The sequence below is a fragment of the Actinoallomurus sp. NPDC050550 genome, assembly GCF_040655075.1.
In the GTDB taxonomy this organism is placed as follows: Bacteria; Actinomycetota; Actinomycetes; order Streptosporangiales; family Streptosporangiaceae; genus Actinoallomurus.
On record NZ_JBFAJC010000013.1, the window covers coordinates 93,990 to 119,324 of the forward strand.

The window sequence follows — 25,335 nt, forward strand, 5'->3', positions numbered from 1 at the left end:
CCGGCCGGTGACCGAGGTCACCGGCCGGGCGCGTCGGTCTAGGGCCTGTCTCGGAGTCCCCGTCCGTAGCGAGCCGCCTGGGCGCCGCGCAGTAGTACAGCGGGACTTCGAGACAGGTCTCAGTCCGCCGCCGGTGCCGCGCCCGTGCGTTTGAGGGCGCGGATCGCCTTTGCCGCCCCCTCTGCCTTCAGGTCGACGAACGCCGGGGTGACGTCCAGCGGCGTGCGGTAGGCGCGGAGGGTCTTCGGGCCCTGAATGACGGTGCCGTGGTTGACGTCGAACCACTTTCCGGACGGCAGGAACACGTCCCGGGTCGTACCGCTGGTCAGCTGGGGCGCCGCCAGCACCGCCGGGCCGAGCATCCACTCGTCGTTCACCGTGTAGGTCCGGGCGTCCTTCGGGAAGTCGAAGAACAGCGGGCGCATGATCGGGTCGCCGGTGGCGACGCTGTGCTTCACCTGGTCCCAGATGTAGGGGGCGAGCCGGCCATGTGCCTGGACGGCGTCGCGGTAGCGGTCGATCGTCTCCTGGTCGTACGAGACGGGTTTGCCGGTCTTCACGTCGTTGGTGCCGGCCGGCGACGCGGAGGAGTACATCAGCGGCATCAGCGCGGCCGACTGCGCCCAGCGGATGAGGACGTCCTTCTTCGGCGCGGGCTGGCCACCGGAACCACCGATCATGTCGGTCTCGACGAACGGGTAGCCGATCGTGGAGATGGCGAGGTTCTGGGTGACGGAGGCGGCGAGGGAGTCCCAGCCCGTCCCCTTGTCGATCTGGCGGATGACGAAGCCGGTCTTCTGCGACCCGCTCCAGTGCGTCCGGATGCCCGCGCCCTGCAGGTCGAACCCGTCGGCCAGTTCGGCCCCGAGCCGCTGGTAGTCGGCGCGCTTGTAGCCCGGGTCGGGCGCGCAGCTGTCGTCGAAGAAGCGGGTGTCGAACTTGAAACCGTCCACCCGGTAGGTGCTCATCAACTTCTTGAGGTTCGCGACGTACCACGCCTTGGCGTCGGGGTTGGCCAGGTCGACGATGCCGGCCGTGCCGTTCCACCAGGTCACCTTGCAGGGCTTCGTGCCGTCGGTCTTGTCCTTCAGCAGGTAGCCGTGGTCGGCGGCGTACTGGTAGTTCGTGGAGTCCAGGTTGATCCAGAGCGTGACCCAGATGCCGAAGTCGTAGCCCATCGCATGGATCTTGTCCGACATCGCCCGAGCGTCGGGGAACGTCTTCGGGTCGAAGGTCAGGTTGCCGTAGTTGGACTCCCACTTGTCGTCGAGCTGGATGGTGTGCCCGGGGATGCGGTTGTCGTGCAGCTTCTGGGCCCAGTCCAGGATCTTGTTCTGGTCGACCTTCGTGTAGAACTGCGCCCAGGAGTTCCACAGCGGCTTGACGTACTGCTCGTAGGGGGCATCGCTCTTCGCGGGCTTGCCGACGACGCCGGTGTGGTCGCGGTACACGTCGCGGGCGTTCGCCTCGACGAACACCGTCGCGTTGTACGTGCCGCCCGAGTCGATCGTGAAGCGGCCGAGGCCGTCGCTGCCGTCGTTGATGGCCACGTCCATGACCTCGCCGGTGTCGACGAGCAGGCCCGTGGCGCTCGAGGTGTACCAGAACGGATCGACCATCTCGTACGAGGCGGGGCCGAACGCGTTGTCGTGCACGTGCCCGGTCTCCAGCGGCCAGGGCTGGTCGGTGCCGGGTCCGCCCTGCGGGGTGGCCGTCTCGCCGTGGCCGTACCAGTGCCCGCCCGACTTCAGGTCGTACGCCAATCCGAGCTGATCGGGACTGCCGCCCTTGACGCTCCAGGACAGGGCGTACCGGTCGGCCTTCGGGGTGAGCAGCGCCTCGACCGTGACGCCGTTCTGCGTGGTGGCCGCGTGGAGGCGCAGGACGCCCTTCTTCCAGGTCCAGCCGGTGACCTTGGTCGCCCGCTGCCAGGCGCCGCTCGCGTGGAAGCGGAGGCCGCCGGTGTCGCCGCCGGCCGTGGCGAGCACCGTACGCCCGCGGCGCGCGGTCGTGATGGTCAGGGACGCGGTGGCGATGCCGACCGAGTAGCCCGGTGCCCCGGACGACGCGGGCACGGTCACGGTCACGGAGTGGGAGTCGTGGGTGACGCGCGGGCCGCCGGCCGATCCGGCCGCGGCCTGCGCGGGTGATACGGCGACGAGCGCGCCGAGCGCCGGCGCCGTGAGGGCGAGGCCGAACCTCACCATTCGATCATGCCATGACAGCACCCGATGCCTCCTCGTGAGGGTTCAGCAGGGCTGGCACCCCGAAACCCGGCCCGTGCAAGGTCATGATTTTTTCTGCTCATACTTGGATCCAAGCGAGCACATGTCAACACCCATCACGGAGCGATTGCCTCCGTCAGCGGCTCGTTTATGCCGTTCACCTCCCAAAAAGCGCCCAATATGCCGATTCAAGGTTCTTCACAGTTGACGGCATGACTGCTCTGCAGCGTACGATCGTGCGCGATACGTCGCTCTATCAATCACATATGAGCACGGCGACGGGGGGCCGGGCCCTGAGACTCCACAGGAGCTTCGATGCGTGCCTCACCGTCCCCGTCGCCGACCGCCGTCGTCCTCACCGCCCTGCTCGCGCTGCTCCTCGGAGTCTCGTCTCCCGTCGCGCGCGCCGCACCGCCGCCCGGACCCACGTCCGCGACGCCCGCCGGCGGCTCGTTCGACGTCGGCCCCGCACGCGCCGCGCTGGCCCGCCTCATCCCCGGGCGCGACCGGCAGGTCGACCTCGTCCCCATGGCTCGCGGCGCCGAGGACGCCTTCCGCGTCTCCGGCCGGGCCGGGCACATCGTGATCGAGGGCACCGGTTCCGCCGTCCTGCTCACCGGCTTCGGCTGGTACCTCAAGAACGTCGCCCACGCCGACATCTCCTGGAACGGCGAGCAGCTCACCCTGCCACGCCTGCTGCCCGCGCCGTCCGCACCGGTCACCCGCGCGGCGAACGTCCCGCACCGGTTCGCGCTCAACGACACCGACGACGGCTACACCGGGCCGTACCGGACCTGGGCGGACTGGCAGCGCGAGATCGACGTGCTGGCCCTGCACGGCATCAACGAGGTGCTCGTCTACACCGGCGCCGACGCGACGTACTACGACACCCTCCGCGACTTCGGCTACTCCGACGCCGAGATCCGCGCGTGGATCCCGGCCCCGGCGCACCAGCCGTGGTGGCTGCTGCAGAACATGTCCGGCTTCGGCGGCCCCATCTCCAAGAGCCTGATCGAGCGGCGCGCCGCCCTCGCCAAGAAGATCATCGGACGACTGCGCGAGCTCGGCATGACGCCGGTGCTTCCCGGCTACTACGGCACCGTGCCGCCGGGCTTCGTCGCCAAGAACCCCGGCGCACGGGTCGTCCCCCAGGGCACCTGGGGCGCCTTCACCCGTCCCGACTGGCTCGACCCGCGCAACCCGTTGTTCGCCCAGGTCGCCGCGGACTTCTACCGGCACCAGAGCGAGCGGTACGGCGACAGCACGATGTACAAGATGGACCTCCTGCACGAGGGCGGGCGGCCCGGTGACGTCCCGGTCGGGGACGCCGCGCGGGCCGTGCAGGCGGCGCTGGAGAAGGCGCACCCCGGAGCGATCTGGACCCTGCTCGGCTGGCAGTCCAACCCGCGTCCCGACATCCTGTCCGCGATCGACCGGAGCAAGGTGTTCATCGTCGACGGACTGTCGGACCGGTTCCCGTCCGTCACCGACCGGGAGAAGGACTGGCAGGGCACGCCGTACGCCTTCGGCAGCATCTGGAACTTCGGCGGCCACACCACCCTCGGCGCGAACACCCCCGACTGGGTGAGCCTGTACCCGCAGTGGCGCGACAGGCCAGGCAGCGAACTGGCGGGGATCGCGATGATGCCGGAGGGCGCCGACAACAACCCCGCGGCGATGGCGCTGTTCACCGAGCTGGCCTGGACGCCCGGCACGATCGGACTGGACGCCTGGTTCGCCGGCTACGCCAGGGCACGGTACGGCGGCGACGACCCGCACGCCGCGGCCGCCTGGCAGGTGCTGCGCCGGACCGCGTACGGCACCACGCGCGCCGACTCCTGGAGCGAGGGCCAGGACGGCCTGTTCGCGGCGCGGCCGAGCCTGAGCGCCACGACCGCCGCCGCGTACTCGCCGCAGCAGATGCGCTATGACCCCACCGCGTTCGACCGGGCGCTCACCGAACTGCTGCAGGTCGCGCCCGCGCTGCGGAACAGCTCGGCCTACCGGTACGACCTCATGGACGTCACGCGGCAGGTGCTGTCGAACCACAGCCGCCTGCTGCTGCCGCAGATCAAGGCCGCGTACGACGCGGGGGATCGCACGCGGTTCGAGGAGCTGACCTCGGTCTGGCAGCGCTGGATGACGCTGTTGGACCAGGTGGTCGCGACGGACGGGCAGCACCTGCTGGGCCGCTGGCTCGCCGCCGCCCGCGCGGCCGGATCGACCACCGCGGAGAAGGACCGGCTGGAGTACGACGCCCGCTCGATCATCACGACCTGGGGCGGCCGCGACAGCAGCGAGCAGGGCCTGCACGAGTACGCCAACCGTGAGTGGGCAGGCCTGGTCGGCGGGCTGTACCGGCAGCGATGGAAGACCTACTTCGGCGAACTCGACGCCGCCCTTGGCGCCGGACGTCCCCCGAAGTCCATCGACTGGTTCGCGATCGACGACGCCTGGGCCCACGGGCACCAGCGGTACGCCACCCGGACGACCGGCGACATCGGCCGCGTCGCGCGGACCGTGGCGGCGACGCTCGCCCAGACCCGCACCGGACGGCGCTGACCGCGTCCGCCGGCCGGACCGCCGTCGCCGTCGGACAGCCGGTCACGGCATGGCGATGTTCCATGGCCTGAGCGTCACCAGAAACCGAACCCGGCCCTGGTATTGCAGCACGGAGATGGGGCCGACCTGGGAGTTGGTGCCGATGAGGTGGGCGAAAGCGCGGCCATCGTCGGCGAACATGGCGCATACTGGTGAGTAAATGAGAAGCTCCCACTCCGCCAGCCGGCGCCACCTGCCCACCAGTCCCTTCAAAGCCCCGGTCGCCCCGCCGCCTGTTGAGCAGTTCGCCTTGCAGGACAAGGTGAGCCATGACAGGTACGGCCTCGGTGTGGTCATCGATGTCGAGGAAGGCATCGCCGTGACCGTGGATTTCGGTTCTCAGACGGAACGAATCCCGACGCCCTACGCCAAGCTCGTCAAGTTGTGAGATGGCCGGCGCTACGAGAGTCGTAGCGCTGTGCCGACGCTCCTGCTGCCGCCGCGGGCATGCCCGCGGCGGTTGTCGATCTCACGCGTACCGGGTGGGCGTCCGCTCGGGCCGCGATCATTGTGGCGGCGCGTCGGTTCTGCGGCTGTAGGCGGTCATCGCGCTGTGGATATGCCGCCAGGTGATGTGGTGGCTGCTGGAACCGATCGGCGTCCATGCACGGGCAAGAAGCCGGAAGAAGTCGTCATCGGCACAGTGGCCGCCCGCACCTTGCCCGATGTAGATCAGCAGGTCGCCCGTGTAGGCGTGGAGGGCCTGGTTCGCCCACGGGTCGCCGTGAGATGGCCAGCACAGCAGCAGCGCCCGGTCCGGATGGTGCCGGGCGGCGGTCGGGCCGCCTCGCCGGATGACGGAGTATTCGGTGCCGTCGGTGTAGGTGTTGGCGGAGGAGCTGACAGGCTCATAGGCGATGGCGTCGATGCCGGCTTGTATCGCCTGCCACACCCAGTACCCCGAGCCCGCACCGATCTCGACCAAGCCGCGCCCGCGGAGGATCTGGGCGAGCCAGGCGATATCGCCGGGTGAGGGGATCGCCCATGAGTAGCGCTTGGTCAGCAGGTGATGCCCGACGGGAAGTCCGCGGGCGAAACCGTCGGGACAGATCCCCTGCCCGGCTTCACGCACCGACGGCAGCTGCCGGACGATCTCCCAGTACGGGTTGTCGACACCGGCGGGGGTGACCTGATCGTAGGCGCTCCCGGCGATCCGGAAGGCCGCCGCCTCGTCCGTGAGACCGGATCGTCGCGCCCACCACTGGTGGATCTCAGCACGCTCTGCTGACACGGTCACCCTGACCTCCTTGGCGGACCCCTCGGACGATATACACCCAATTGCGGGCGAAGAAGGGACGATGCCCTGTCAGGGCGCCCGGACGCCCGGTGGCGGATAGCGTTGGCGTTCTATGACAGCAACCCTTGTCGCGAAGGATCTCGCCGCCGGGCACGGTGACCGTGCCTTGTTCTCTGGGCTGGACCTGGTCGTCTCCACTGGAGAAGTCATCGGGCTGGTCGGGGTCAACGGCGCGGGGAAGTCCACCCTGCTGCGGACTCTCGGGGGGCTGCTCCCACCCGAGGGCGGTTCCGTGACGCTCAGCCCGTCGTCGGCGGTCGTCGGCTACCTGCCGCAGGAACCGGAGCGGCGCGGCGGCGAGACGGTGATCGGCTTCCTTGCCCGGCGTACCGGGGTGGCGCGGGCTCAGCGGGAGCTGGACGCCGCGACCGAGGGCCTGGTCGGTGGGCGTGAGGGGGCCGAGGACGAATACGCCTCCGCCTTGGAGCGGTGGCTGGCCCTGGGCGGCGCCGATCTTGAGGACCGGGCCGGGGAGGTGGCCGCCGAGCTGGGGCTGGAGGCCGGCCTCGATCAGCGGATGACCTCGTTGTCCGGCGGGCAGGCGGCCCGCGCGGGGATGGCGTCGCTGCTGCTCAGCCGCTATGACATCTTTCTGCTCGACGAGCCCACCAACGACCTGGATCTGGACGGGCTGGAGCGGCTGGAACGGTTCGTCACGAGCCTGCGGGCCGGCACGGTGCTGGTCAGCCATGACCGCGAGTTCCTGGACCGGACGGTCACCCGGGTGGTGGAGCTGGACCTGGCCCAGCAGCAGGTGAACGTCTACGGCGGTGATTACGCCGCGTACCTGGCCGAGCGTGAGGTCGCCCGCAGGCACGCCCGCGCCGACTACGAGGAGTACGCGGGTAGGGTCGCCGCGCTGGAGCAGCGGGGCCGGACGCAACGGGACTGGGCCGCCAAGGGCGTCAGGAACGCCAGGAAGAAGGCCCGGGGCGCCAACGGCGGAGACAACGACAAGGTCGGCCGGAACTTCCGCGCCGACGCGAGTGAGAAGCAGGCCTCCAAGGTCCGCCAGACCGAGCGCGCGCTCGAACGCCTCGACGTGGTCGAGGAGCCCCGCAAGGAGTGGGAGCTGCGGATGGAGATCGCCGTCGCGCCACGCGCCGGTGCCGTAGTGGCGACCCTGAACTCCGCGGTGCTGCGGCTCGGAGACTTCACGCTGGGCCCCGTCGACCTGCAGATCGGCTGGGCCGAACGGGTCGCGATCACCGGAGCCAACGGGGCGGGCAAGTCGACGCTCCTGTCGGCGCTGCTGGGCCGGGCCGTTCTCACCGAAGGTCACGCCGCGCTCGGCCCGGGCGTGGTCATCGGCGAGGTCGACCAGGCGCGAGCGCTGTTCATCGGGGAGAGTTCCCTTCTTGATGCCTTCGGCGCGGAGGTTCCCGAGTTGCCGCCGGCGGAGATCCGTACCCTGCTGGCGAAGTTCGGCCTGCGCGCCGCGCACGTGACCCGCCCCGCGGCGACGTTGTCCCCTGGTGAGCGCACTCGGGCGGCCCTGGCGCTGCTTCAGGCGCGGGGCGTGAACCTCCTCGTTCTGGACGAGCCGACCAACCATCTCGATCTGCCGGCGATCGAACAGCTGGAGTCCGCGCTCGACTCCTATCCCGGAACCCTGCTGCTGGTAACCCACGATCGCCGGATGATCAACGCGGTGCACACCACCCGCCGTCTACACCTCACCAACGGCCGTGTCGCCGAGATGGACCCGGCCTGAACCACGACGGCGGCCGGGTCAGGCCGGCTCGGGGAGGGTGCTCAGGTGGCGCAGGATCACACCCTCCCGCAGCGCCCACGGGCAGATGACGACCTCCGGCAGGTCGAACAGGTCCATCGCGGCGTCCGCGACGATCGCGCCCGCCGAGAGCTGCGGCGCCCGCCCCTCCGACACCCCTGGCAGCTGCGCACGCTCCTCAACGGTCATCTCGGTCAGCCGTCGGGCCCACTGCGTCATGTCGCGGTGACTGAGCACCCGCCGGACCAAGGGGCCCTGGCTGGTCGGGGCGGCGCCGGCGATCCGCGCGAGTTGCTTGAACGTCTTGGAGGTCGCCACCGCGTGGTCCGGCGTGCCACGCCGGGTCACCCCGGACACCTGGCGGGCGATCGTGGCGCGGACGTACTTGCGCAGGGCGCGGACCTCGTCGGGCGGCGGCGGGTCGGCGGTGAACCAGTCCCGGGTCAGCCGCCCCGCGCCCAGCGGCACCGAGGTGGAGAAGTCCGGGTCCTCATCGGCACCCGCGGCGATCTCCAGGGAGCCGCCCCCGATGTCCAGGACGAGCAGGCGCCCGGCCGACCAGCCGAACCACCGCCGGGCCGCCAGGAAGGTCAGCCGCGCCTCCTCCTCCCCGGACAGCACCTGAAGGTCGACGCCGCTGTCGGCGCGTACCTTGGCGAGGACCTCCTCGCCGTTGGCCGCCTCGCGCACGGCCGAGGTGGCGAACCCGATGAGACGCTCGACGCCCTTGTCCTCGGCGATCCGTACGGCCTCGTCGACGAAGCGCCCCAGCAGCGCCGCCCCCTGCTCGGACAGCCGGTCGCCGTCCTCCAGATGCGCGGCGAGCCGCATCTCCTCCTTGTGGGAGGAGGCCGGCAGCGGCGCGGCTCCGTGGTGCGCGTCGACCACCAGCAGATGGACCGTATTCGATCCGACGTCCAAGACACCCAGTCTCATGGTCCGCACGCTATCCAACCGTCGAGGCGGTGTGTCGCCCGCCGTTCACAAAGCGGTCATCTTCGGCCAGCACGGCCCGCGCCTGGCGGACGACGGCGACGTCGACGAAACCGCCGTCGGGGAGGGCGACGGCACCGATCCCCGTCGCCTCGCCCTCCTCGTAGGCGGCGACGATCCGCCGGGCGGCGGCCACCTCCTCCGGGGTCGGGCGGTACGCCTCGGCGATCATCGGCAGCTGGGCGGGGTGGATCGCGGCCCGGCCGCGGAAGCCCAGGGCACGGCCGAGCCGGCAGGAGGCCTCGAGCCCGTCGAGGTCCCGCACGTCGGGATGGACGGACTGGACCGGGGCCGGCAGGCCGGCCGCCCGTGCGGCGACGACGATCCGCGACCGCGCCCAGGCCAGGCCTCCCTCGTCGGTCACGCCGAGGTCCGCCTTCAGGTCCGCCTCGCCGAGCCCGACGCTCGCCACCGCCGGATCGGCGGTCGCCAGCTCGTGGGCCCGCTCGACCCCCAGCGCGGACTCCAGCAGCAGGTGGAGGGCGGTGCCGGGGACGAGGGCCGCGATCTCCCGTACCTGCTCCACGGATTCGATCTTCGGTAGGCGGACGCCTTCCGTCGCCGGGAGCAGCTCACGCAGGACCGCCAGGTCGGCGCGGCCCCACGGGGTCCGGACGTCGTTGACGCGCACCTGGACCGGGCGCGGCGGGTCCGCCAGCAGCCCGGCGACGTGCTCCCGAGCCTGGTCCTTGTGCGCGGGCGCGACGGCGTCCTCCAGGTCGAGGATCACCACGTCGGCATCGGTTGCGAGCGCCTTGGCCACCCGGTCGGGCCGGTCCGCCGGGACGTACAGCAGGGTCGGCATCTCAGCTCACCCCCGGTCCCGCAGCACGGGGTCGGCCCCTCGATGACACTGCAGGGTCGGCATCTCGGCTCACTCCCGATCCCACGGCAGAAGCGGCACCTCAGATCACCCCGCGGGCGCGCAGCGCGTCGATCTCGGCGGTGGTCAGGCCGGTCTCGGCGAGGACGCGGTCGGTGTCGGCGCCGTGCGCGCGCCCGGTCCACCGCAGCGCCCCCGGCGTGGCCGACAGGCGGAACAGGACGTTCTGCATGCGCAGCGGCCCGAGGTCCGGGTCGTCCACGGTCGTGATCGCCTCCAGCGCGGCGAGCTGCGGGTCGGCCATGATGTCGCGCACGTCGTAGATGGGCGCGACCGCCGCCTCGGCCTTCTCGAACTCGGCGAGGACCTCCTCCCGGGTCCGCTCGCCCACCCACGCGGCGACCGCCGCGTCCAGCTCGTCGGCGTGCCGCGCCCGGCCGGCGCCGGTGGCGAACCACGGCTCGTCGACGAGCTCGGGCCGGCCGACGAGCCGCATGACGCGCTCGGCGATGCTCTGCGCGGAGGTGGAGACGGCGACCCAGGAGCCGTCCGCGCACCGGTAGGTGTTGCGCGGCGCGTTGTTGACCGAGCGGTTCCCGGTGCGCGGCGGGACGAGGCCGAGCTGGTCGTACCCGGTCGGCTGGCCGCCGAGCACCGTCAGGATCGGCTCGAGGATGGACAGGTCGACGACCTGGCCGTTACCGGTGAGATCGCGGGCCCGCAGCGCCGTCATCACCGCGTACGCCGTGGCGAGCGCCGCGATGCCGTCGGCCAGCCCGAACGGCGGCAGCGTCGGCGGCCCGTCCGGCTCGCCCGTCATCGCGGCGAACCCGCTCATCGCCTCGGCGAGCGTTCCGAACCCGGGGCGCCGGGCGTACGGGCCGAACTGGCCGAACCCGGTGACCCGGGCCAGGACGAGACCCGGGTTGGCCTCCTGGAGCCGCTCGTACGGCAGATTCCAGCGTTCGAGGGTGCCGGGCCGGAAGTTCTCGATCACGACGTCGGCGTCGCGGACCAGGCGGAGCAGGACCTCCTGGCCCTCGGGCGCGGACAGGTCGAGGGTGATCGTCTGCTTGTTGCGGCCGAGCATCTTCCACCACAGGCCGATGCCGTCCTTGGCCGCGCCGTGCCCGCGCGCGGGGTCGGGCCTGCGGGGGTGCTCGACCTTGACGACCTCGGCGCCGAAGTCACCGAGGAACATCGCGGCCATCGGCCCGGCGAACAGCGTCGCCAGATCCAGCACGCGGACTCCGTCCAGCGGGCGGGTCATCGTCGCGGCTCCGCGAGCGCGGCCGTACGGGCGGCGAGGTCGCTGAGGCGCACGCCGTCGAAGCCGGTCAGGCTGCTGGCCACACGGTCGCGCAGCGGCCGGGTCCACTGATCGGGCAGGCGTCCCGCGCCGAGCAGGGCCCCGGCGACCGACCCGACGGTCGCGCCGTCGGAGTCGGTGTCCCAGCCGCCCGCCACCGCCGCCGCGATCGACCGGGTGAAGTCCCCCTCGCCGTGCACGAGGGCCGCGGCGACCAGGGCGGCGTTGTTGATCGAGTGCACCCAGTGCAGGTCACCATGGCGTTCGTGCAGCCCGTCGGCGACCCGCTCGAAGTCGGCTTCCTTACGGGCGGACGCGACGGCCTCCCGTACGGCCCGGGCCAGGCGGGAGCCGGGCGGCACCACCGCCAGACCCGCCTCGATCACCTCGTCGACGGCGCCGGCGACGAGGGCGGTCGCGCACATCGCGGCGGCGAACATCGCGCCGTACACGCCGTTGGCGGTGTGGCTGAGCCGCGCGTCCCGGTGCGCCATCGACGCGGCTGCCGCCGGGTCGCCGGGGTTCACCCAGCCGTACACGTCCGCGCGGATCTGCGCGCCGATCCACTCCCGGAAGGGGTTCCGGTACGACGCGGTCCGGGGCGGCGCGACACCGAGCAGCAGGTTGCGGTAGGCGACCCGCTCGGCGGTGAACACCCGCCCGCCCGGCAGCTCGTCCAGCCAGGCCTGCGCGACGTCGCCGGTCGTGAACCCGCGCCCGTACCGCTCGAGGACGGCCAGGGCGAGCATCGGGAAGTTGAGGTCGTCGTCCTCCGGGGTCCCGTCGAGGTTCTCGGCGAGGCTGGTGGCCGCGCTGCGGCGGTTCCACGGCCAGCGCTCGGCGGCCTCCGCGGGCAGGCCCTCGGCGGTGAACCAGCCACGGATCGGCCAGTTCCCCGTCGCCTCGGCGATCTCCCGGATGCCCTCGCGCGGGATCTTCTCCACCGGCTTGCCGAGCACGCACCCGGCGGCGCGGCCGAGCCACGCCCCGTGCACCCGGTCGTACGCGGCCGGGCGCGGTTCGCCCGCGGGCCAGTCCGGGCACGCGGCGACGATCTCCGCCAGCTCGGTCGGCTCGTCGCACGGCGACGGCACCGCCGCGAGCTCGTCGAGCAGCTGCTCGGCCAGCGCGCGCAGCTGCGGCGACGCGGGATCCGGCGAGGCGCCGGCGCGCGGCGGCGCGTCGTGACCGCCGGCTGCGTGCCAGCGCGCCGTAATCTCGGCGACGTCCCGGCCGTCCTGCGCGGCCTGGCGGAGCTCGTGCCCGATCAGGTCTTCGGGCTGGACCCAGGTCAGCCTCATCACGTTCGCGGCGCGGAAACTCCGGCCTTGAGGCCGGAGAGGAAGCACCGCTCACTCCTTTCTGCTACGGTGTGTGAGTCTGTGATAGCCAAGCGGATTCGCGGCCGGGCGGGCCGTGACAGCGTGGGGAGCCCTCCAGCCGTTAGGCGGGGCTGTGAACCGCGAACCACTGGCTTCTCCTTCGCGAGAGGCTGGAACCCTCGCCTTCAGGCGGGGCGGACGTCAAGACAGCAGCTCCGCGAACGCCTGCTCGTGCGCGCGCCGCCGGTCTCGGTCGGCCGCGTGCACGCGCTCGGCGACGGCCGCGATCGCCAGACCGGGCGCCTCCAGGTCCAGGCGGCTGGCGGCGGCGACGTCCTTCCGCCAGTCGGCGGGCACGGCGGCGATGCCGCCCAGCGCCCCGGCGATCGCGCCGCCCATGCTGGCGATCGAGTCGGCGTCGCGGCCGTAGTTGACCGCCCCGATCACGGTGTCGCTGTATCCGCCCCCCGCGATGAGCAGGAAGGCGAGGGCCAGCGGCAGCTCCTCGATGCTGTGCGTGCGGCTGGGCCGCCGTGCGCCCAGGCCCTGGTCGCGGTAGGTGTCGGCGACCGTGTCGAACGGCCGGACCGCGTCGCGCAGGCCCTCGAAGGAGCCCTCCCAGTGCGCGAAGCCGCGCGCCCGCTCGCACACGGACTCGATCGCCGCCCTGGTGCCGTCCTTGGCCAGCCGTACAGCCGTCGCGACGACGGAGTCCGGCGTCGCCCCGGGCCGCATCGCCTCCGCCACGGTGGCCGCGAGCACCCCCGCCGCCTCCCGGCCGTAGCTGGACTGGTGCGCCCCGGCCAGGTCGATCGCCTCGGCGTACGCGCCGTCGGGATCGGCCGCGTTCACGATTCCGACCGGGGCCATGTACATCGCCGCCCCGCAGTTGACGATGTTGCCGACGCCCGCCTCACGCGGGTCGACGTGGCCGTAGTGCAGCCGCAGCGCCAGCCACTTCTCGGCGAGGAACACCCGCTGCAGCGGCAGCGCCTCCGCCTCCAGCTCGGGGATCCAGCGCTTCTCCCCCATCATCTCCGGCACGAGGTACTCCGCGGCCGAGTACGCGTCCAGATGGCCGCCCGCCCGCTCGTACACCCGGACCAGGGCGTGCGTCATGAGGGTGTCGTCGGTGACGTGCCCGTCGCCCTTGTGGTACGGCGCGATCGGGCGCGCGTTGCGCCAGTCCGCGAAGTACGGCGGCACGATCCCGGTCACCCAGCCGTCGTAGCGCTCCCGGATCTGCTCGGGGGTCCATCCCTCCGTCGCCCCGCCGAGCGCGTCCCCGACCGCCGCGCCCACGAGCGCGCCGACGGCCCTGTCCTGCAACGGAGTCATTGCGGTCCTTCCTGGTGAGCGGCCCCGAGCGGGCCGCTGAGTCCGTCGGCGATGGCGATGAGGTCGGCGCCCCGCAGCTCCGGCAGGCAGCAGCCCGCCAGGTGCCGGGCGCGCTCCCGCCAGGTCTCCGGCAGGTCGGCCCAGCCGGTGGCCGCTCCCGTCAGCGCGCCGGTCAGCGCGGGCGCCGAGTCGGCGAGCGCGGCGAGGCAGGCGGCGGCCGGCACGGCCTCGGCCAGGTCGCCGCCTGCCGCGCGGGCCAGGGCGAGCGCCACCGGCACGGTCTGCGCGGCCGCGACGCCGTAGCTGTACACATGGTCCTGCAGGGCCGCGTCCAGGCTCGGGACGAGCGCGAACGCGTCACCGGGCAGGTCGAGCGCGAGGGCCGCCGCCCGGTGGATCGCGGTGCGCTCGGGCAGCTCCGCGAGCGCGGCCTCGACGGCGTCGCCTACCGGTGCGCCCGCCACCGCGACGGCGACCGCCGCGGCCATCGCCCCGGCCCCGTGCACCCCGTCCTCGGCGTTGGTGATCTCCGCGTCGGCGCGGGCGACCCGGGCCGCCGCATCCGGATCTCCCGGGTGCGCGGCGCCGAACGCGACCGCCCGCACGGCGGCGGCGTCGTCGAAGAAGTGCGGGTTGTCGTGGCCGCTGGCGGGCGGGCCGACGCCGCGCGCCAGGTTGTCCAGCGCGGTGCGCACCGAGATCCTGGCCCGTACGTCCTCGCCCAGCGCCGCGAACGCCGCGCGCCGGTCGGTGCCCAGCGTGCGCGCGGTCCAGGCTAGCCACTCGGCGTCGTCGGACGGGCCGACCGCGAGGGCGGCGACCGGCTGGTTCAGCGCGAACGGCACCGGCAGCGTCGTGACCCGATGGTCCTCGGCGAAGCCGTCGAGCTCGCGGCCGAGCCGGCGGGTCCACGGCGCCAGCAGCGCCCAGCGGTGGCGTGCGGCGGGCCAGCCGGCGGCGTCGCCGATGGCCAGGCCGGCGAAGGCCCCGCGGATCCGATCGCGTCGGTCCCCCGATGACATCTGTGTCCTCCTCCGCTAGCCGTTCCGCGTGTCGGCATCCGCCGACGCGTCGGCGGCCTGTCGAGTCTCCGGCGATGCGACGGCGGCCTCGCGGGCGTCCGGTGATGCGACGTCCCCGCGAGCGTCCCGTGATGCGGCGGCCCCGCGGGCGTCGGCCAGGGCATCGGCGACCTCGCGGACGTCCCGGCCCGCCACGAACGGCAGGCAGGCGCCCCGGACCGGGCCGATCGCCCGCGCCCAGCGCTCCGGGACTCCGCCTTCGCCCCGGCCCGCGCCCGCCAGCGCCCCGGCGATGGCGGCGGTGGTGTCGGCGTCGCGGCCCAGGCTCACCGCCGTCACCGCGGACTCCTCCACATCGCCGCCGCCCGCGAGGTACGCGGCGAACGCCAGGGCGACCGCCTCGGGGGCCAGGTCGGTCCAGGGGTAGTGGCGCGCGACCACGGCGTCGTGCAGGTCGGCCGCCAGCCGGTGCCGGTCGTGGTCCGCCGCGATTCGCACGGCCGCGCGGACGCTGCGGGCGGTCCAGGAGTCGTCCGGGACCGCGCTCAGACCGCCGGCCACGACCTCGCCGGGCGCGGCGCCGGTCATCGCGACGGCGACCGCCGCCGCGACCGCCCGGCCGCCGTGGACGCCCTCGCCGCTGTGGCTGACCGCGCCGTCGACGGCCACGAGGCGGGCCGCCTCGGCCGGGTCGCCCGCCGCGAAGATCCCGTACGGCGCGGCGCGCATCGCCAGCCCGTCGGACCAGCCGTGCTGATGCCAGCGCCCGGTCAGCGGCGGAAGCAGGCCCTGCCGCAGGGCTTGGGCCGTCCCCAGCTCGGAGAAGCCCGCGCCCTTCATCGGCCCGTCGATCGGCAGGACGTGCTCCCGGTAGGCGGCGACGACGTCCTCGGTGGTGAGGGCCGAGCCGTGCGCCCGCAGCAGCGTCGCCGCGAAGATCGCGTACTCGGTGTCGTCGGTGCCCGCCGGGCCGCCGTCCGGCCCTGGTTCGAGCTCGGTGAGGCGGCCCCAGCGCCGGGTGATCTCCTCGGGCGTGAGGTTCTCGGCGGGCCGCCCGAGGGCGTCGCCGGCCGCCAGGCCGAGCAGGCACCCCCGGGCGCGGTCCCGGAACTCCCCGTCGCTCACTTGTTGTAGCGCTCCAGGACCTTGTTGCCGTCATCGGTCAGCTTCTTCGCCAGCTCGTCGAGGCTGATCTTGTTGGCGAAGTAGGACTGCAGCGCCGGCGTGGCCACCTTGCTCTTGAACTCGTCGAAGCCGTTGACCTTCAGGTACGGGGCCAGGATGAGACTCTTGGCCGAGGCGGTGGCGACGTTCCAGCCGTACTTGTCGCCGGTCAGCGTCGGGTCCTGCGCGGCCGTCTTGCTCGTCGGGATCAGCCAGTCGCCCTTGGCGAGGGCCGCCTGGTGCGACCCGTTCAGGAACCAGGAGATGAACTGCATCGCCTCCTTGGGGTGCTTGCTGTCGGCGGCGACCGAGAGCGTCTGGGAGATCGCGCCCTGCTGCGTCGTCTGACCCTTGAGCGGCGGAATCGTCACCCACTGGAAGCCGCTGGGCGCCTGCTCGACGACCTGCTGGCGCAGGTAGATCCCGGCGGGCACCATCGCGTACTTGCCCGCGTAGAAGCCGGGCAGCGGGTCGGTGGTGCCCATGCCGAGCGTCGACGGGTCGGCCGTCTTGTCCTTGTACAGCTGGTCGTGGATCCGCTGCAGGACCTCCTTCTCCTGCGGGCCGACCTTGACGGTCGTCTTGCCGCCGGAGGTCTGGAAGAAGGTGCCGCCGAAGTTCAGCGAGAGGTTGAGCACCTTGTTCACCGGGGCCTTCAGCGGCCAGGCGATGCCGTACCGCTTGCCGACGGTGAGCTTCTTGGTGATCTGCTGGAACTCGTCCCACGTCCACGGGTTGTCGACGGTGGGGATGCGCACCTTCGCCTCGTCGAGCATCTTCTTGTTGGCGAGGATGACCTGCGACTCCTGCAGGAACGGCACGCCGTAGACGCCCTGTCCGCTCTTGCCGTCGAAGGTCGCGGTGCCCCAGGCGGCGTCCGGGATGTCGCTCTTCAGCGCCGGGGGGATGAGCTTGGTCAGGTCTGTGAGGTACCCCTGAGACGCGAAGCCCGCCAGCGCGGAGGAGTCGTCGTGGATGACGTCCGGCGGGTCGCCGCCCTCGAAGGCGGTGACCAGCTGGTCGTTGACGGTGTCCCAGCTGCCCGGGGTGTACTGCACCTGGATCTTCGGGTTGGCCGAGTTCCATTCGCTGACGAGCCGCTTGTTGGCGGCGATGGAGTCCTTCTGCCAGGCCAGGCTGAGGAACTTCAGTGTGATCGGCTTCCCGGAGTCGTTGCCGCCCCCGGAACACCCGGCGGCCAGGCCGACGACGGTGGCAGCGGCGACCGCGAGCGCGGAGCGAAGACCGCGACGCATTGGGTACCTCCTGTTATCCCTTGACGGCGCCGGCGGTCAGGCCCGAACGGAGCCGGCGTTGGATGATGGCGAAGAAGACGAGACTGGGAATGGTGGCGAGCACGGACGCGGCGGCGAGGGGGCCGAGCCGGGCGGCCTGCTCCGCGCCGGTGAACCGCACCAGCGTCAGCGGCAGGGTCGCCTGGTCCGGGTCCTTGATGATCACCAGCGCGAAGAAGAACTCGTTCCACGAGGAGATGAAGGAGAACAGCAGGGTGGCGACGACCCCCGGCGCCAGCAGCGGCGCGATCACGCCGGCGAGGGTCTTCCACCGTCCGGCGCCGTCGACCGCGGCGGCCTCCTCCAGCTCGCGTGGCACGTTCCGGACGTAGCCCTGCAGCATCCACAGCGCGAACGGCAGCACGAAGGTGGTGTGCACGAGGATCAGCCCGAGCAGGGTGTTCACCAGATCCAGCCGGCGCAGGATGATGAACAGCGGGATGATGGTCAGCACCACCGGGAAAACCTGGCTGACCAGCACCCAGCCGATCGCGATCCGGTTCAGCACGGAGCGGCGGCGGGCCAGCGCGTACGCCGCCGGGAGCGCGATCACCACGGTGAGCACCGCGACGGAGACGGCGACGACCAGGCTGCGGACGGCGGCGCCGGTCAGGTCCTGCGCGGCGAACGCGTCGCTGAAGTTCCGCAGCGTCGGGTGGTGCGGGATCCAGCGCGGATGCAGGTTCGCCATCTCGCGCGGCGTCTTGAACGCCGTCGACAGCAGCCACAGCAGCGGGAACGCCAGGAAGACGAGGTAGCCGAGCAGCGCGAGGTACTTCAGGGATGTTCTCACCGGGCGCTCTCCCTCATCTGGCGCCAGAGGTAGAAACCGAGGACGACGAGCACGACGAGGGTGATCGCGACGCCGAGCGCGGCCGCGTACCCGAAGAACCCGTAGCGGAACGCCTCCTCGTACGCGAACAGCATCGGCAGGCGCGTACGGCCGCCCGGGCCGCCCTGCGTCAGCGCGTAGACCATCGCGAACTGGTTGATGTTCCAGACGAAGTCCAGCGACGTGATCGAGACGATCACCGGCCGCAGCTGCGGCAGTGTCACGCTCCAGAAGCGCCGCCACACGGTCGCGCCGTCGACGGCGGCCGCCTCGTGCAGTTCCTTGGGCACGCTCTGCAGCCCCGCCAGGAGGACGACGGTGGTCTGCGGCATCCCGGTCCAGACGCCGACCACGATGATCGCCGGCAGGGCGGTACTGAAGTCGTTCAGCCAGTCGACATTGTGGTTCAGCAGGTGCAGGTCTTGCAGTGTGGCGTTGAGGATGCCGGCGTTGGGGTGGTACACCAGCCGCCACATCAGCCCGATCACGATCGGCGGCATCGCCCACGGGGCCATCGCCAGCACCCGGGCGAGCCCGCGGAGTCGGAGGTTCTGGTTCAGCAGCAGCGCCAGGCCGAGGGCGGCGAGGAACTGCAGCACGGTGACGCCGACGGCCCAGATCAGGCCGATCTTGAACGAGGACCAGAAGTCCGTGTCGGCGAGGACGTCACCGAAGTTCTTCAGGCCGACGAAGGAGATGACGGCGTTCCGGCCGCCGCGCGCGTCGGTGAACGACAGGTAGATGCCGTAGAGCAGCGGGCCGACGCTGAACAGCAGGACCGGCACGAGCGCCGGAAGCAGCAGGACCAGTGTCCCCCGGTCTCCGCTGCCGCGCGGCCTCGTCCGGGGCCCCGGGCGACCGGTCCGCGCCGGGCGGACCGCGGTCTGGGTGGCGGTCACGCGGCTCCCTCCGTCGAGGCGCGCACGGCGAGCGTGGGCTCGACCGTGACGATGCGGGGCTCGGCGACGCCGTTGTCCAGCCGGTCGAGCAGCAGCTCGGCGGCCCGCAGGCCGCGCTCGGCCGACCCGAGCCCGACGCTCGTGAGCGTCGGCCACGCGGCGGTCGCGAGCTCGGTGTCGTCCATGCCGACGAGCGCGACGTCCTCCGGCACGCGCAGGCGCTCCGCGCGCAGCACGTCGAGCGCGCCGAGCGCGATCAGGTCGTTGGCGCACAGGATGGCGTCCGGCCGGGAGCGTTCCAGGAGGCGATGTGCCGCCTCGGCGCCCTCGGAGCGGTAGAAGTCGCCGACCTCCACCAGGTCCGGGTCGTACGGCAGGCCGAGGCCGTCGAGCGCGTCGGCGTACGCGGCGGCCCGCGCCGCGCCCGGGACCGTGTCGAGCGGGCCGTTGAGGAAGCCGATGCTCCGCCGCCCGAGGCCGTACAGATGTTCCAGGGCCAGCCGCACGCCGGCCCGCGAGTCGGTCCGGACGTTGTCGACCGGTGCCCCTTCGGGGATCGAGCCGATCACGACGACGGGCGCCCGTGCGGCGATCAGCAGGTCGAGATGCTTCTCGGTGATGCCGCGCAGCGGGCTGATGATGAGCCCGTCGGCGTAGCGCTCGCCCAGCCGCCGGAGCACGTCCACCTCGTCGTCGACGTCGCCTCCGGTCGAGTGCAGGACCAGCCGGTATCCGGCGGTCTTCAGCACGGGCTGGATCTCCCGCACCATCGCGACGTACGTCGGGTTGCCGATGTCGGCCATCGCGAACGCCACCTGGTGCGTGCGGTTGGACTTCAGCGAGCGGGCCACGGCGTTCGGCACGTAGCCCAGCTCGTCGGCGGCGGCCAGCACCTTCCGCACGGTGTCCTCGCGGGTCGGCAGCCCGTTCAGCACGCGTGACACCGACGCGATCGAGACGCCCGCACGCGCGGCGATCGTCGTGATCGTCGGCCCCTGGGCCACGGCGTCCTCCCCGCTTCGTACGTGAGCCGACGAAGCGGTCACGAAGGTCGATCCCGGCTGCCGTAAACGTTTACAGACGGCCTGCACCGGAGCCGTAAACGTTTACGGAAGTGAGGAGTATGAAACCGGCCGGAAACCGTCGCCGTCAAGAGCCGAGGCGGAGATTCATGACACAGCGTCGCCGCGCAGTGGCGGAACAGAGGTGACACGGGAGCACGGGCGCCCGCCTTTACGTAGTAAGTTTCAGCCGGATCGGCGCAGGTCAGCGGCCGATACCGGCGAGCACGGCGGCGACCAGCGCGTCGACCTCCGCCGGCTCGACCGGCATCGCCTCCGGCACGAGGCCGCCGCCGAACAGGAGCGACAGGACCGCCTCATGGCAGACCCCGACGATCATCCTCGCCGCGGCGTCGACCTGCGCGTCCGGGGCCAGGCGGCCCAGGTCCCGCTCCGCCCGTAGATAACCGATCAGCCGGCCCCGCCAGGTCTCCCCCGACCCGACCAGGTCCGCGAACCTGGTCAGGGTCTCGGGCTGGGCGAGGAGCCCGGCCATGGCCGGCAGGATCGTCCGGTGCAGCGCCATTCCGTGGGTGACGTAGGCCCGCAGATTGGCCTCGATCGTGTCGCTGCCCGGCTCGGGGAGGGCCGGCAGGCCGCGTTCGACCGCCCGCACCCGGGCCCGCAGGGCGTGCGCCAGCAACTCCTCTTTGTCGGCGAAGTGGTTGTACAGCACGCCGTCCGCCACCCCGGCCTCACGCGCGATCCCTCGTACGGTTAGCCCGATCGTCCCGCGTTCGGAGATCATGCGTTCGGCGGTGGCGATCAGATGCTCGCGCAGGCTCCGCTCGCCGCCGCCGTCGCGGAGCACCGCGGCTCTTCTCGGTGACATCAACAGGCATCGTACGGGCGGAGCGCCGGGTCAGGATCCAGCGGGGCGGCGCGCGGTCACCAGCCATGCCGTCCCCCGCAGCCGGACGCCGTCGGGCCGGGCGAAGGACGCGAGGGCGGCCGTGAGCGCGTCCCGGGCCTCGGCCGCCGCCTCCGGGCCCGCCTGGTCCATGTGGTGCTTGACGGGCCCCCAGCCGCCGATGAACTCGGCCGCGTCGGCGCCGTCCCGGCCCCAGACCTGATCCGCCTCGACGCGCGTGCAGTCGACCTCGCCGAATCCCGCATCGGACAGGACCTCCCGGACATGCGCGGGGTCGGCGAACGACGTCGGGCCGGTGCCGTCCGGCCCCGTCGGCCGTGGCAGATGGGCGGCCATCGCCCCGAAGACGGTGCCCAGGTCCGTGCCTTCCAGCCGGGTCATGCACACGAACGCGAGCCGCCCGCCCGGCCGGAGGGCCTGGCCGATGTTGGCGAACGCGGCCACCGGGTCGGCGAAGAACATGACCCCGAACCGGCTGATCGCCGCATCGAAACCGCCCGCCGGGAACGCGTGGACCTGGGCGTCCGCCTGCTCGAAGGTGACGTTGGCCACGCCCTCCTCGGCCGCGCGGGCGCGCGCCGTGGCGAGCATGGGCGCGGACAGGTCGACCCCGTGGGCTCGCCCGGACCGGGCCGCGCGGGCGGCGAGCCGGGTCAGCCGGCCGTTGCCGCAGCCGATGTCCAGCACCTGCCCCTCAGCGGTGATCGTGGCCGCGTCGAGGATGAACCGGTTGAACCCATTGTTGACGGCGTCGTAGCGGTCGGCGTGGCCCGCCCAGTGCTCGCCCTCGTAGCCATTCCACGCCTCCGCCTGGGTGGTGTTGACGATCTGAGCCATTGAGGCCCCCTCACTTCCGAACGATATGAACGCACGTTCATGAACGTATGTTCATAATGAGGTCGAGACTCGCCGCCGTCAAGGGCGGCATAGCGGTACACGCGGAGGAACCGGCAGGATGGGGACTCCGTCCGTCGAACGGCATCGAGGAAGGGCCCCGTGACCGACAGCTCATCCAGCCCTGGACCAGCCCCCACGCCGGAGATCGACACCACCGTGCCGCACTCGGCGCGCGTGTGGAATTACTGGCTGGGCGGGAAGGACAACTATCCGGTCGACCGGGCCGCCGGCGACCGGTACCGCGAGATCTTTCCCGGGATCATCGACACGGCCCGCGCCTTCCGTCATTTCCTCGCCCGCGCCGTCCGGTATCTGGCCGGGGAAGAGGGCATCCGGCAGTTCCTCGACGTGGGGACGGGACTGCCGACGGTGGACAACACCCATGAGGTCGCCCAGCGGGTCGCGCCCGAGTGCCGCATCGTCTACGTCGACAACGACCCTTTGGTCCTCGCGCACGCCCGCGCGCTGCTGACCAGCTCGCCCGCGGGCCGCACCGACTACATCGACGCCGACATGCGCGAACCCGAGAAGATCGCTCAGGCGGTGGCGGAGACCCTCGACCTGACCCGCCCCGTCGCGCTGATGCTCATGGGCGTACTGGGCCACATGGACGACTACGACGAGGCCCGGTCGATCGTGCGGCGGCTGATGGACACGCTCCCCTCCGGTAGCTTCCTGGCGCTCGCCGACAGCATCAACGTCGGAGCCGGGCATCAGGAGGCGGCCCGGAACTACAAGGACAGCGGCGCGGTGCCCTACCACCTGCGGACACCAGAGCAGATCACCGGCTTCTTCGCCGGACTGGAGCCGGTCGAGCCCGGCATCGTGCCGATTCAGCGCTGGCGTCCGGAACCCGACCCGTTCGGCCCTCCCGCCGAGGTGGCGACGATGGGCGGCGTCGCCCGCAAGCCCTGACGGCGGAAACGTCCGCTACCGTGGCGGGCGATGACCGCTCTGGACTCTCTTGCCGGGCTCTCCGTCGGTGACGCGTTCGGTGCCCAGTTCTTCGCCGCCGAGAACAGACCGCTGCTCCTCGACGAGACGGCGGTGCCGCCCGGTCCCTGGCCGTGGACGGACGACACCGAGATGGCCTGCAATCTGGTCGATGTCCTGCATCGGCACGGGGAGGTCGACCGCGACGCCCTCGCCGCGGCGTTCGCGGATCGTTACGACCCCTACCGCGGGTACGGGCCGGGCACCGTGGTCCTGCTGAGGGCGCTGCGCGACGGAGAGTCGTGGCGTACGGTCTCCCCCGCTCAGTTCGGCGGCCGCGGTTCGATGGGCAACGGGGCGGCGATGCGGGCCGCACCGCTCGGCGCGTACTATCCCGGCGACCTCGAACGGGTGGCGTTGGAGGCCGCGGCGTCGGCCGTCGTCACGCACGCTCACCCGGAGGGCATCGCCGGTGCCGTCGCGGTGGCGGTCGCGGCCTCGTACGTCACGCGCGGTGACGCGGACGGGCTGATGGACGCCGTCCTCTCTCACACTCCGCCCGGCACCGTGCGCGACGGCGTGGAGCGGGCCGCCGGGCTGCTCGACCGGACACGCGAGGAGGCGGCGTACGAACTCGGCAACGGTTCGCGCGTCCTCGCGCACGACACCGTGCCCTTCTGCCTGTGGGTCGCCGCGCGCCATCTCACCGACTACGAGCAGGCGGTGCGCACCTGCGTCGCCGTCGGCGGGGACATCGACACGACGGCGGCCATCACCGGCGGTATCGTCGCCGCCCACACCGGCGCCGGCGGCGTTCCGGAATCCTGGCTCGCGGCCCGCGAGCCCCTGCCGGGCTGGGTGACCGGGTCCCTGATCTGACGGGGGCTACCCGCGCTCGGCCCGCCGTTCGTCTCCGGCCGGTGCGGTCCACGCCCCCAGGAGCCGCAGGGCGGTCTCCGCGTCGCCGCCCTGCTCTGGCAGGTGGACGTCCAGCTGCCGGCCCGGCTGCCCGTCCGACGCGGGAACGTGCAGCGTCTCGTACCGCAGCCACAGCTCCCCCACCGCCGGATGACGGAACCCCTTGAGCCCGTTCTCGCAGACCATGACGTCGCCGGCCGCCCACATGGCCCGGAATTCCCGGCTGTGCGCCGACAGCTCCGCCACCAGCTCCGCGAGTGCCGGGTCGTCGGGATCCCGGCCCACGGCCAGCCGCAGGACGGCCACGGTCTCCCGGGCGCGTTGCTCACGGTCGGGGAAGGTCTCGCCCGACCGGGGATCGAGGAACAGATACCGGGCCTGGTTACGGTCGCGCGCGCCGTCCTCAAGCCCGCCGAACAGCTCGGAGCCCAGCCGGTTCCACGCCAAGAGGTCCAGCCGGCCTCCCATGATGACGGCCGGCATGCCGGTCATTCCGTCGAGCACGCGCCGCAGCTCCGGGCTGACCCGCTCCCGCCGGGAGACAGGGCCGGAACGCGCCCGCCGGGTCCTGGCCAGGCGACGGAGATGATCGCGTTCGGTGGCGTCGAGGTCCAGCACGTCGGCGAGGGCGTCGAGCACCTCATCCGACGGCTGGGTCGCGCGCCCCTGCTCCAGCCGTACGTAGTAGTCCACGCTGATCGCCGCGAGCTGCGCCAGCTCCTCCCGGCGCAACCCCGCCACCCGGCGGCGCGGACCGGCGGTGAGCCCCATGCTCTCCGGGCTCACCCGTGCCCTGCGCGCGCGGAGGAACGCCCCGAGTTCCCGACCGTCGTCGTTCATACCGACCACTATGCACGTCCGGGAACATCCGAAACCGGCCCTGTCAGTACCAGGATGGCGAATCCGCCGGAGGCACAGGGTTCTGGCAACGTCCGACCGGGTGCGGGAGAACGGTGACCATGAGCAACATCCTCGTGGTCAGCGCCCATCCCGAGCCCCGTTCTCTCAACGGCGCGCTCGCCGCGTTCGCCGCCGACGAGCTTCGGCGGGAGAGGCATGAGGTGCTGGTGTCCGATCTGTACGCCATGAAGTGGAAGCCCGCCGTCGACGCGGACGACTTCCTCGACCACGATCCGGGCGAACGACTCGACGTCATCGGCGCCTCCGGCCGTGCCTACACCGACGGCCGCCTGTCTCCGGAGATCGCCGCCGAACAGGACAAGCTCCTGTGGGCCGACGCCGTGATCCTCCAGTTCCCGATGTGGTGGTTCTCGATGCCGGCGATCCTCAAGGGCTGGGTGGACCGGGTCCTCACCTATCGGTTCGGGTACGGCACCGGCAAGGTCGGCCGCGCGCTGTACGGCGACGGAACGCTCGCCGGGAGGCGGGCGATGCTCTCGCTGACGATCGGCGCGGACGAGCCGTCGTTCTCGGCCCGCGGCGTCCATGGGCGGCTGGACGACCTGCTGTTCCCCATCCAGCACGGCATCCTCTACTACACGGGCATGGACGTGCTGCCGCCGTTCGTCGTCTTCGACTCTCTCACGGTCGACGAGGAGCGGTTCGGGCGGCTGACGGACGCCTACGGCGAGCGGCTCCGGGCCCTCTTCACGACCGAGCCGGTGCCGTACCGTCCGCTGAAGGGCGGCGACTACACCCGGAGCATGGAGCTCAAGCCGGGCCTGGAGCCGGCCGGTGCCGGCGGTCTCGCGATCCACCTCTGCCCGGACGAGCGGTGAACGGCGGTGCCGCCCGCCGCCGTCAGGCGCGGCACGCGGCACCGCCGTCCGGGGCGCACCGCCT

23 protein-coding genes are annotated in these 25,335 nt (G+C 72.1%); 6 read left to right on the forward strand and 17 right to left on the reverse strand.

Features of this window, described 5'->3' with window-relative positions:
- Positions 1-119: 119 nt before the first annotated feature.
- Positions 120-2,207, reverse strand: a complete 2,088-nt coding sequence (locus AB0I04_RS19895) for a glycoside hydrolase family 31 protein (protein WP_360886340.1) — start codon at positions 2,205-2,207, stop codon at positions 120-122.
- A 333-nt stretch (positions 2,208-2,540) separates the two neighbouring features.
- Between AB0I04_RS19895 and AB0I04_RS19900 the strand changes: the two genes are divergently transcribed.
- Positions 2,541-4,787 (forward strand): alpha-N-acetylglucosaminidase, encoded by a 2,247-nt coding sequence (locus tag AB0I04_RS19900; protein WP_360886342.1) that lies wholly within the window; start codon positions 2,541-2,543, stop codon positions 4,785-4,787.
- Between the two features lie 42 nt (positions 4,788-4,829).
- Here AB0I04_RS19900 and AB0I04_RS19905 read toward each other — a convergent pair whose 3' ends face one another.
- Positions 4,830-4,967, reverse strand: coding sequence for a hypothetical protein (locus AB0I04_RS19905; protein ID WP_360886344.1), 138 nt, complete (start codon positions 4,965-4,967; stop codon positions 4,830-4,832).
- 19 nt (positions 4,968-4,986) lie between these two features.
- Here AB0I04_RS19905 and AB0I04_RS19910 point away from each other — a divergent pair, with 19 nt between their 5' ends.
- Entirely contained in the window at positions 4,987-5,214 is a 228-nt protein-coding gene (locus tag AB0I04_RS19910; protein WP_360886346.1) for a hypothetical protein, read from the forward strand.
- Between the two features lie 117 nt (positions 5,215-5,331).
- Here the strand turns inward: AB0I04_RS19910 and AB0I04_RS19915 are convergent, their stop codons facing one another.
- A complete protein-coding gene (locus AB0I04_RS19915) occupies positions 5,332-6,063 on the reverse strand; it encodes a hypothetical protein (protein ID WP_360886348.1) in 732 nt (243 codons plus the stop codon).
- Positions 6,064-6,175: 112 nt separating this feature from the next.
- Between AB0I04_RS19915 and AB0I04_RS19920 the strand changes: the two genes are divergently transcribed.
- Positions 6,176-7,837, forward strand: coding sequence for an ABC-F family ATP-binding cassette domain-containing protein (locus tag AB0I04_RS19920; RefSeq protein WP_360886350.1), 1,662 nt, complete (start codon positions 6,176-6,178; stop codon positions 7,835-7,837).
- An 18-nt stretch (positions 7,838-7,855) separates the two neighbouring features.
- Here the strand turns inward: AB0I04_RS19920 and AB0I04_RS19925 are convergent, their stop codons facing one another.
- From AB0I04_RS19925 to AB0I04_RS19985, 13 genes are all read right to left on the reverse strand, one after another.
- Entirely contained in the window at positions 7,856-8,791 is a 936-nt protein-coding gene (locus AB0I04_RS19925; RefSeq protein WP_360886352.1) for a Ppx/GppA phosphatase family protein, read from the reverse strand.
- A 10-nt stretch (positions 8,792-8,801) separates the two neighbouring features.
- A complete protein-coding gene (locus AB0I04_RS19930; RefSeq protein ID WP_360886354.1) occupies positions 8,802-9,653 on the reverse strand; it encodes a CoA ester lyase in 852 nt (283 codons plus the stop codon).
- Between the two features lie 100 nt (positions 9,654-9,753).
- Entirely contained in the window at positions 9,754-10,941 is a 1,188-nt protein-coding gene (locus AB0I04_RS19935; protein WP_360886356.1) for a CoA transferase, read from the reverse strand.
- Positions 10,938-12,329 carry an ADP-ribosylglycohydrolase family protein gene (locus AB0I04_RS19940; RefSeq protein ID WP_360886358.1) on the reverse strand — a complete coding sequence of 464 codons (1,392 nt, stop codon included), beginning with the start codon at positions 12,327-12,329 and terminating at the stop codon, positions 10,938-10,940. The genes AB0I04_RS19935 and AB0I04_RS19940 overlap by 4 nt, the downstream gene beginning before the upstream one ends.
- A 174-nt stretch (positions 12,330-12,503) precedes the next feature.
- Entirely contained in the window at positions 12,504-13,640 is a 1,137-nt protein-coding gene (locus AB0I04_RS19945) for an ADP-ribosylglycohydrolase family protein (RefSeq protein WP_360886360.1), read from the reverse strand.
- Complete coding sequence (locus AB0I04_RS19950) at positions 13,637-14,662, reverse strand: ADP-ribosylglycohydrolase family protein (RefSeq protein ID WP_360886362.1); 1,026 nt, start codon at positions 14,660-14,662, stop codon at positions 13,637-13,639. The genes AB0I04_RS19945 and AB0I04_RS19950 overlap by 4 nt, the downstream gene beginning before the upstream one ends.
- A 15-nt stretch (positions 14,663-14,677) precedes the next feature.
- Positions 14,678-15,787 carry an ADP-ribosylglycohydrolase family protein gene (locus AB0I04_RS19955; RefSeq protein WP_360886364.1) on the reverse strand — a complete coding sequence of 370 codons (1,110 nt, stop codon included), beginning with the start codon at positions 15,785-15,787 and terminating at the stop codon, positions 14,678-14,680.
- Complete coding sequence (locus AB0I04_RS19960) at positions 15,784-17,082, reverse strand: sugar ABC transporter substrate-binding protein (RefSeq protein WP_360886366.1); 1,299 nt, start codon at positions 17,080-17,082, stop codon at positions 15,784-15,786. Before AB0I04_RS19960 ends, AB0I04_RS19955 begins: the two co-directional genes overlap by 4 nt.
- A 13-nt stretch (positions 17,083-17,095) precedes the next feature.
- Positions 17,096-17,914: a carbohydrate ABC transporter permease gene (locus AB0I04_RS19965; RefSeq protein ID WP_360886368.1), complete on the reverse strand. Its 819-nt coding sequence runs from the start codon at positions 17,912-17,914 to the stop codon at positions 17,096-17,098.
- Complete coding sequence (locus AB0I04_RS19970) at positions 17,911-18,852, reverse strand: sugar ABC transporter permease (protein WP_360886370.1); 942 nt, start codon at positions 18,850-18,852, stop codon at positions 17,911-17,913. Before AB0I04_RS19970 ends, AB0I04_RS19965 begins: the two co-directional genes overlap by 4 nt.
- Positions 18,849-19,898, reverse strand: a complete 1,050-nt coding sequence (locus tag AB0I04_RS19975; RefSeq protein WP_360886372.1) for a LacI family DNA-binding transcriptional regulator — start codon at positions 19,896-19,898, stop codon at positions 18,849-18,851. Before AB0I04_RS19975 ends, AB0I04_RS19970 begins: the two co-directional genes overlap by 4 nt.
- Before the next feature lie 220 nt (positions 19,899-20,118).
- The gene (locus AB0I04_RS19980) at positions 20,119-20,745 is read right to left on the reverse strand and encodes a helix-turn-helix domain-containing protein (protein WP_360886374.1); all 627 of its coding nucleotides are present in this window, start codon (positions 20,743-20,745) and stop codon (positions 20,119-20,121) included.
- 30 nt (positions 20,746-20,775) lie between these two features.
- Complete coding sequence (locus AB0I04_RS19985; protein ID WP_360886376.1) at positions 20,776-21,621, reverse strand: class I SAM-dependent methyltransferase; 846 nt, start codon at positions 21,619-21,621, stop codon at positions 20,776-20,778.
- A 159-nt stretch (positions 21,622-21,780) separates the two neighbouring features.
- On the opposite strand from AB0I04_RS19985, the gene AB0I04_RS19990 reads away from it, so the two are divergent.
- Together AB0I04_RS19990 and AB0I04_RS19995 are read left to right on the forward strand one after the other, a co-directional pair.
- Positions 21,781-22,596, forward strand: coding sequence for an SAM-dependent methyltransferase (locus AB0I04_RS19990; RefSeq protein ID WP_360886378.1), 816 nt, complete (start codon positions 21,781-21,783; stop codon positions 22,594-22,596).
- Positions 22,597-22,626: 30 nt separating this feature from the next.
- Positions 22,627-23,493 carry an ADP-ribosylglycohydrolase family protein gene (locus tag AB0I04_RS19995; RefSeq protein WP_360886380.1) on the forward strand — a complete coding sequence of 289 codons (867 nt, stop codon included), beginning with the start codon at positions 22,627-22,629 and terminating at the stop codon, positions 23,491-23,493.
- Between the two features lie 6 nt (positions 23,494-23,499).
- Here the strand turns inward: AB0I04_RS19995 and AB0I04_RS20000 are convergent, their stop codons facing one another.
- On the reverse strand, positions 23,500-24,372 hold the full coding sequence (locus AB0I04_RS20000) for a helix-turn-helix transcriptional regulator (RefSeq protein ID WP_360886382.1): 873 nt from the start codon (positions 24,370-24,372) through the stop codon (positions 23,500-23,502).
- A gap of 119 nt (positions 24,373-24,491) precedes the next feature.
- Between AB0I04_RS20000 and AB0I04_RS20005 the strand changes: the two genes are divergently transcribed.
- The gene (locus AB0I04_RS20005) at positions 24,492-25,271 is read left to right on the forward strand and encodes an NAD(P)H-dependent oxidoreductase (RefSeq protein ID WP_360886384.1); all 780 of its coding nucleotides are present in this window, start codon (positions 24,492-24,494) and stop codon (positions 25,269-25,271) included.
- Positions 25,272-25,335: the final 64 nt, after the last annotated feature.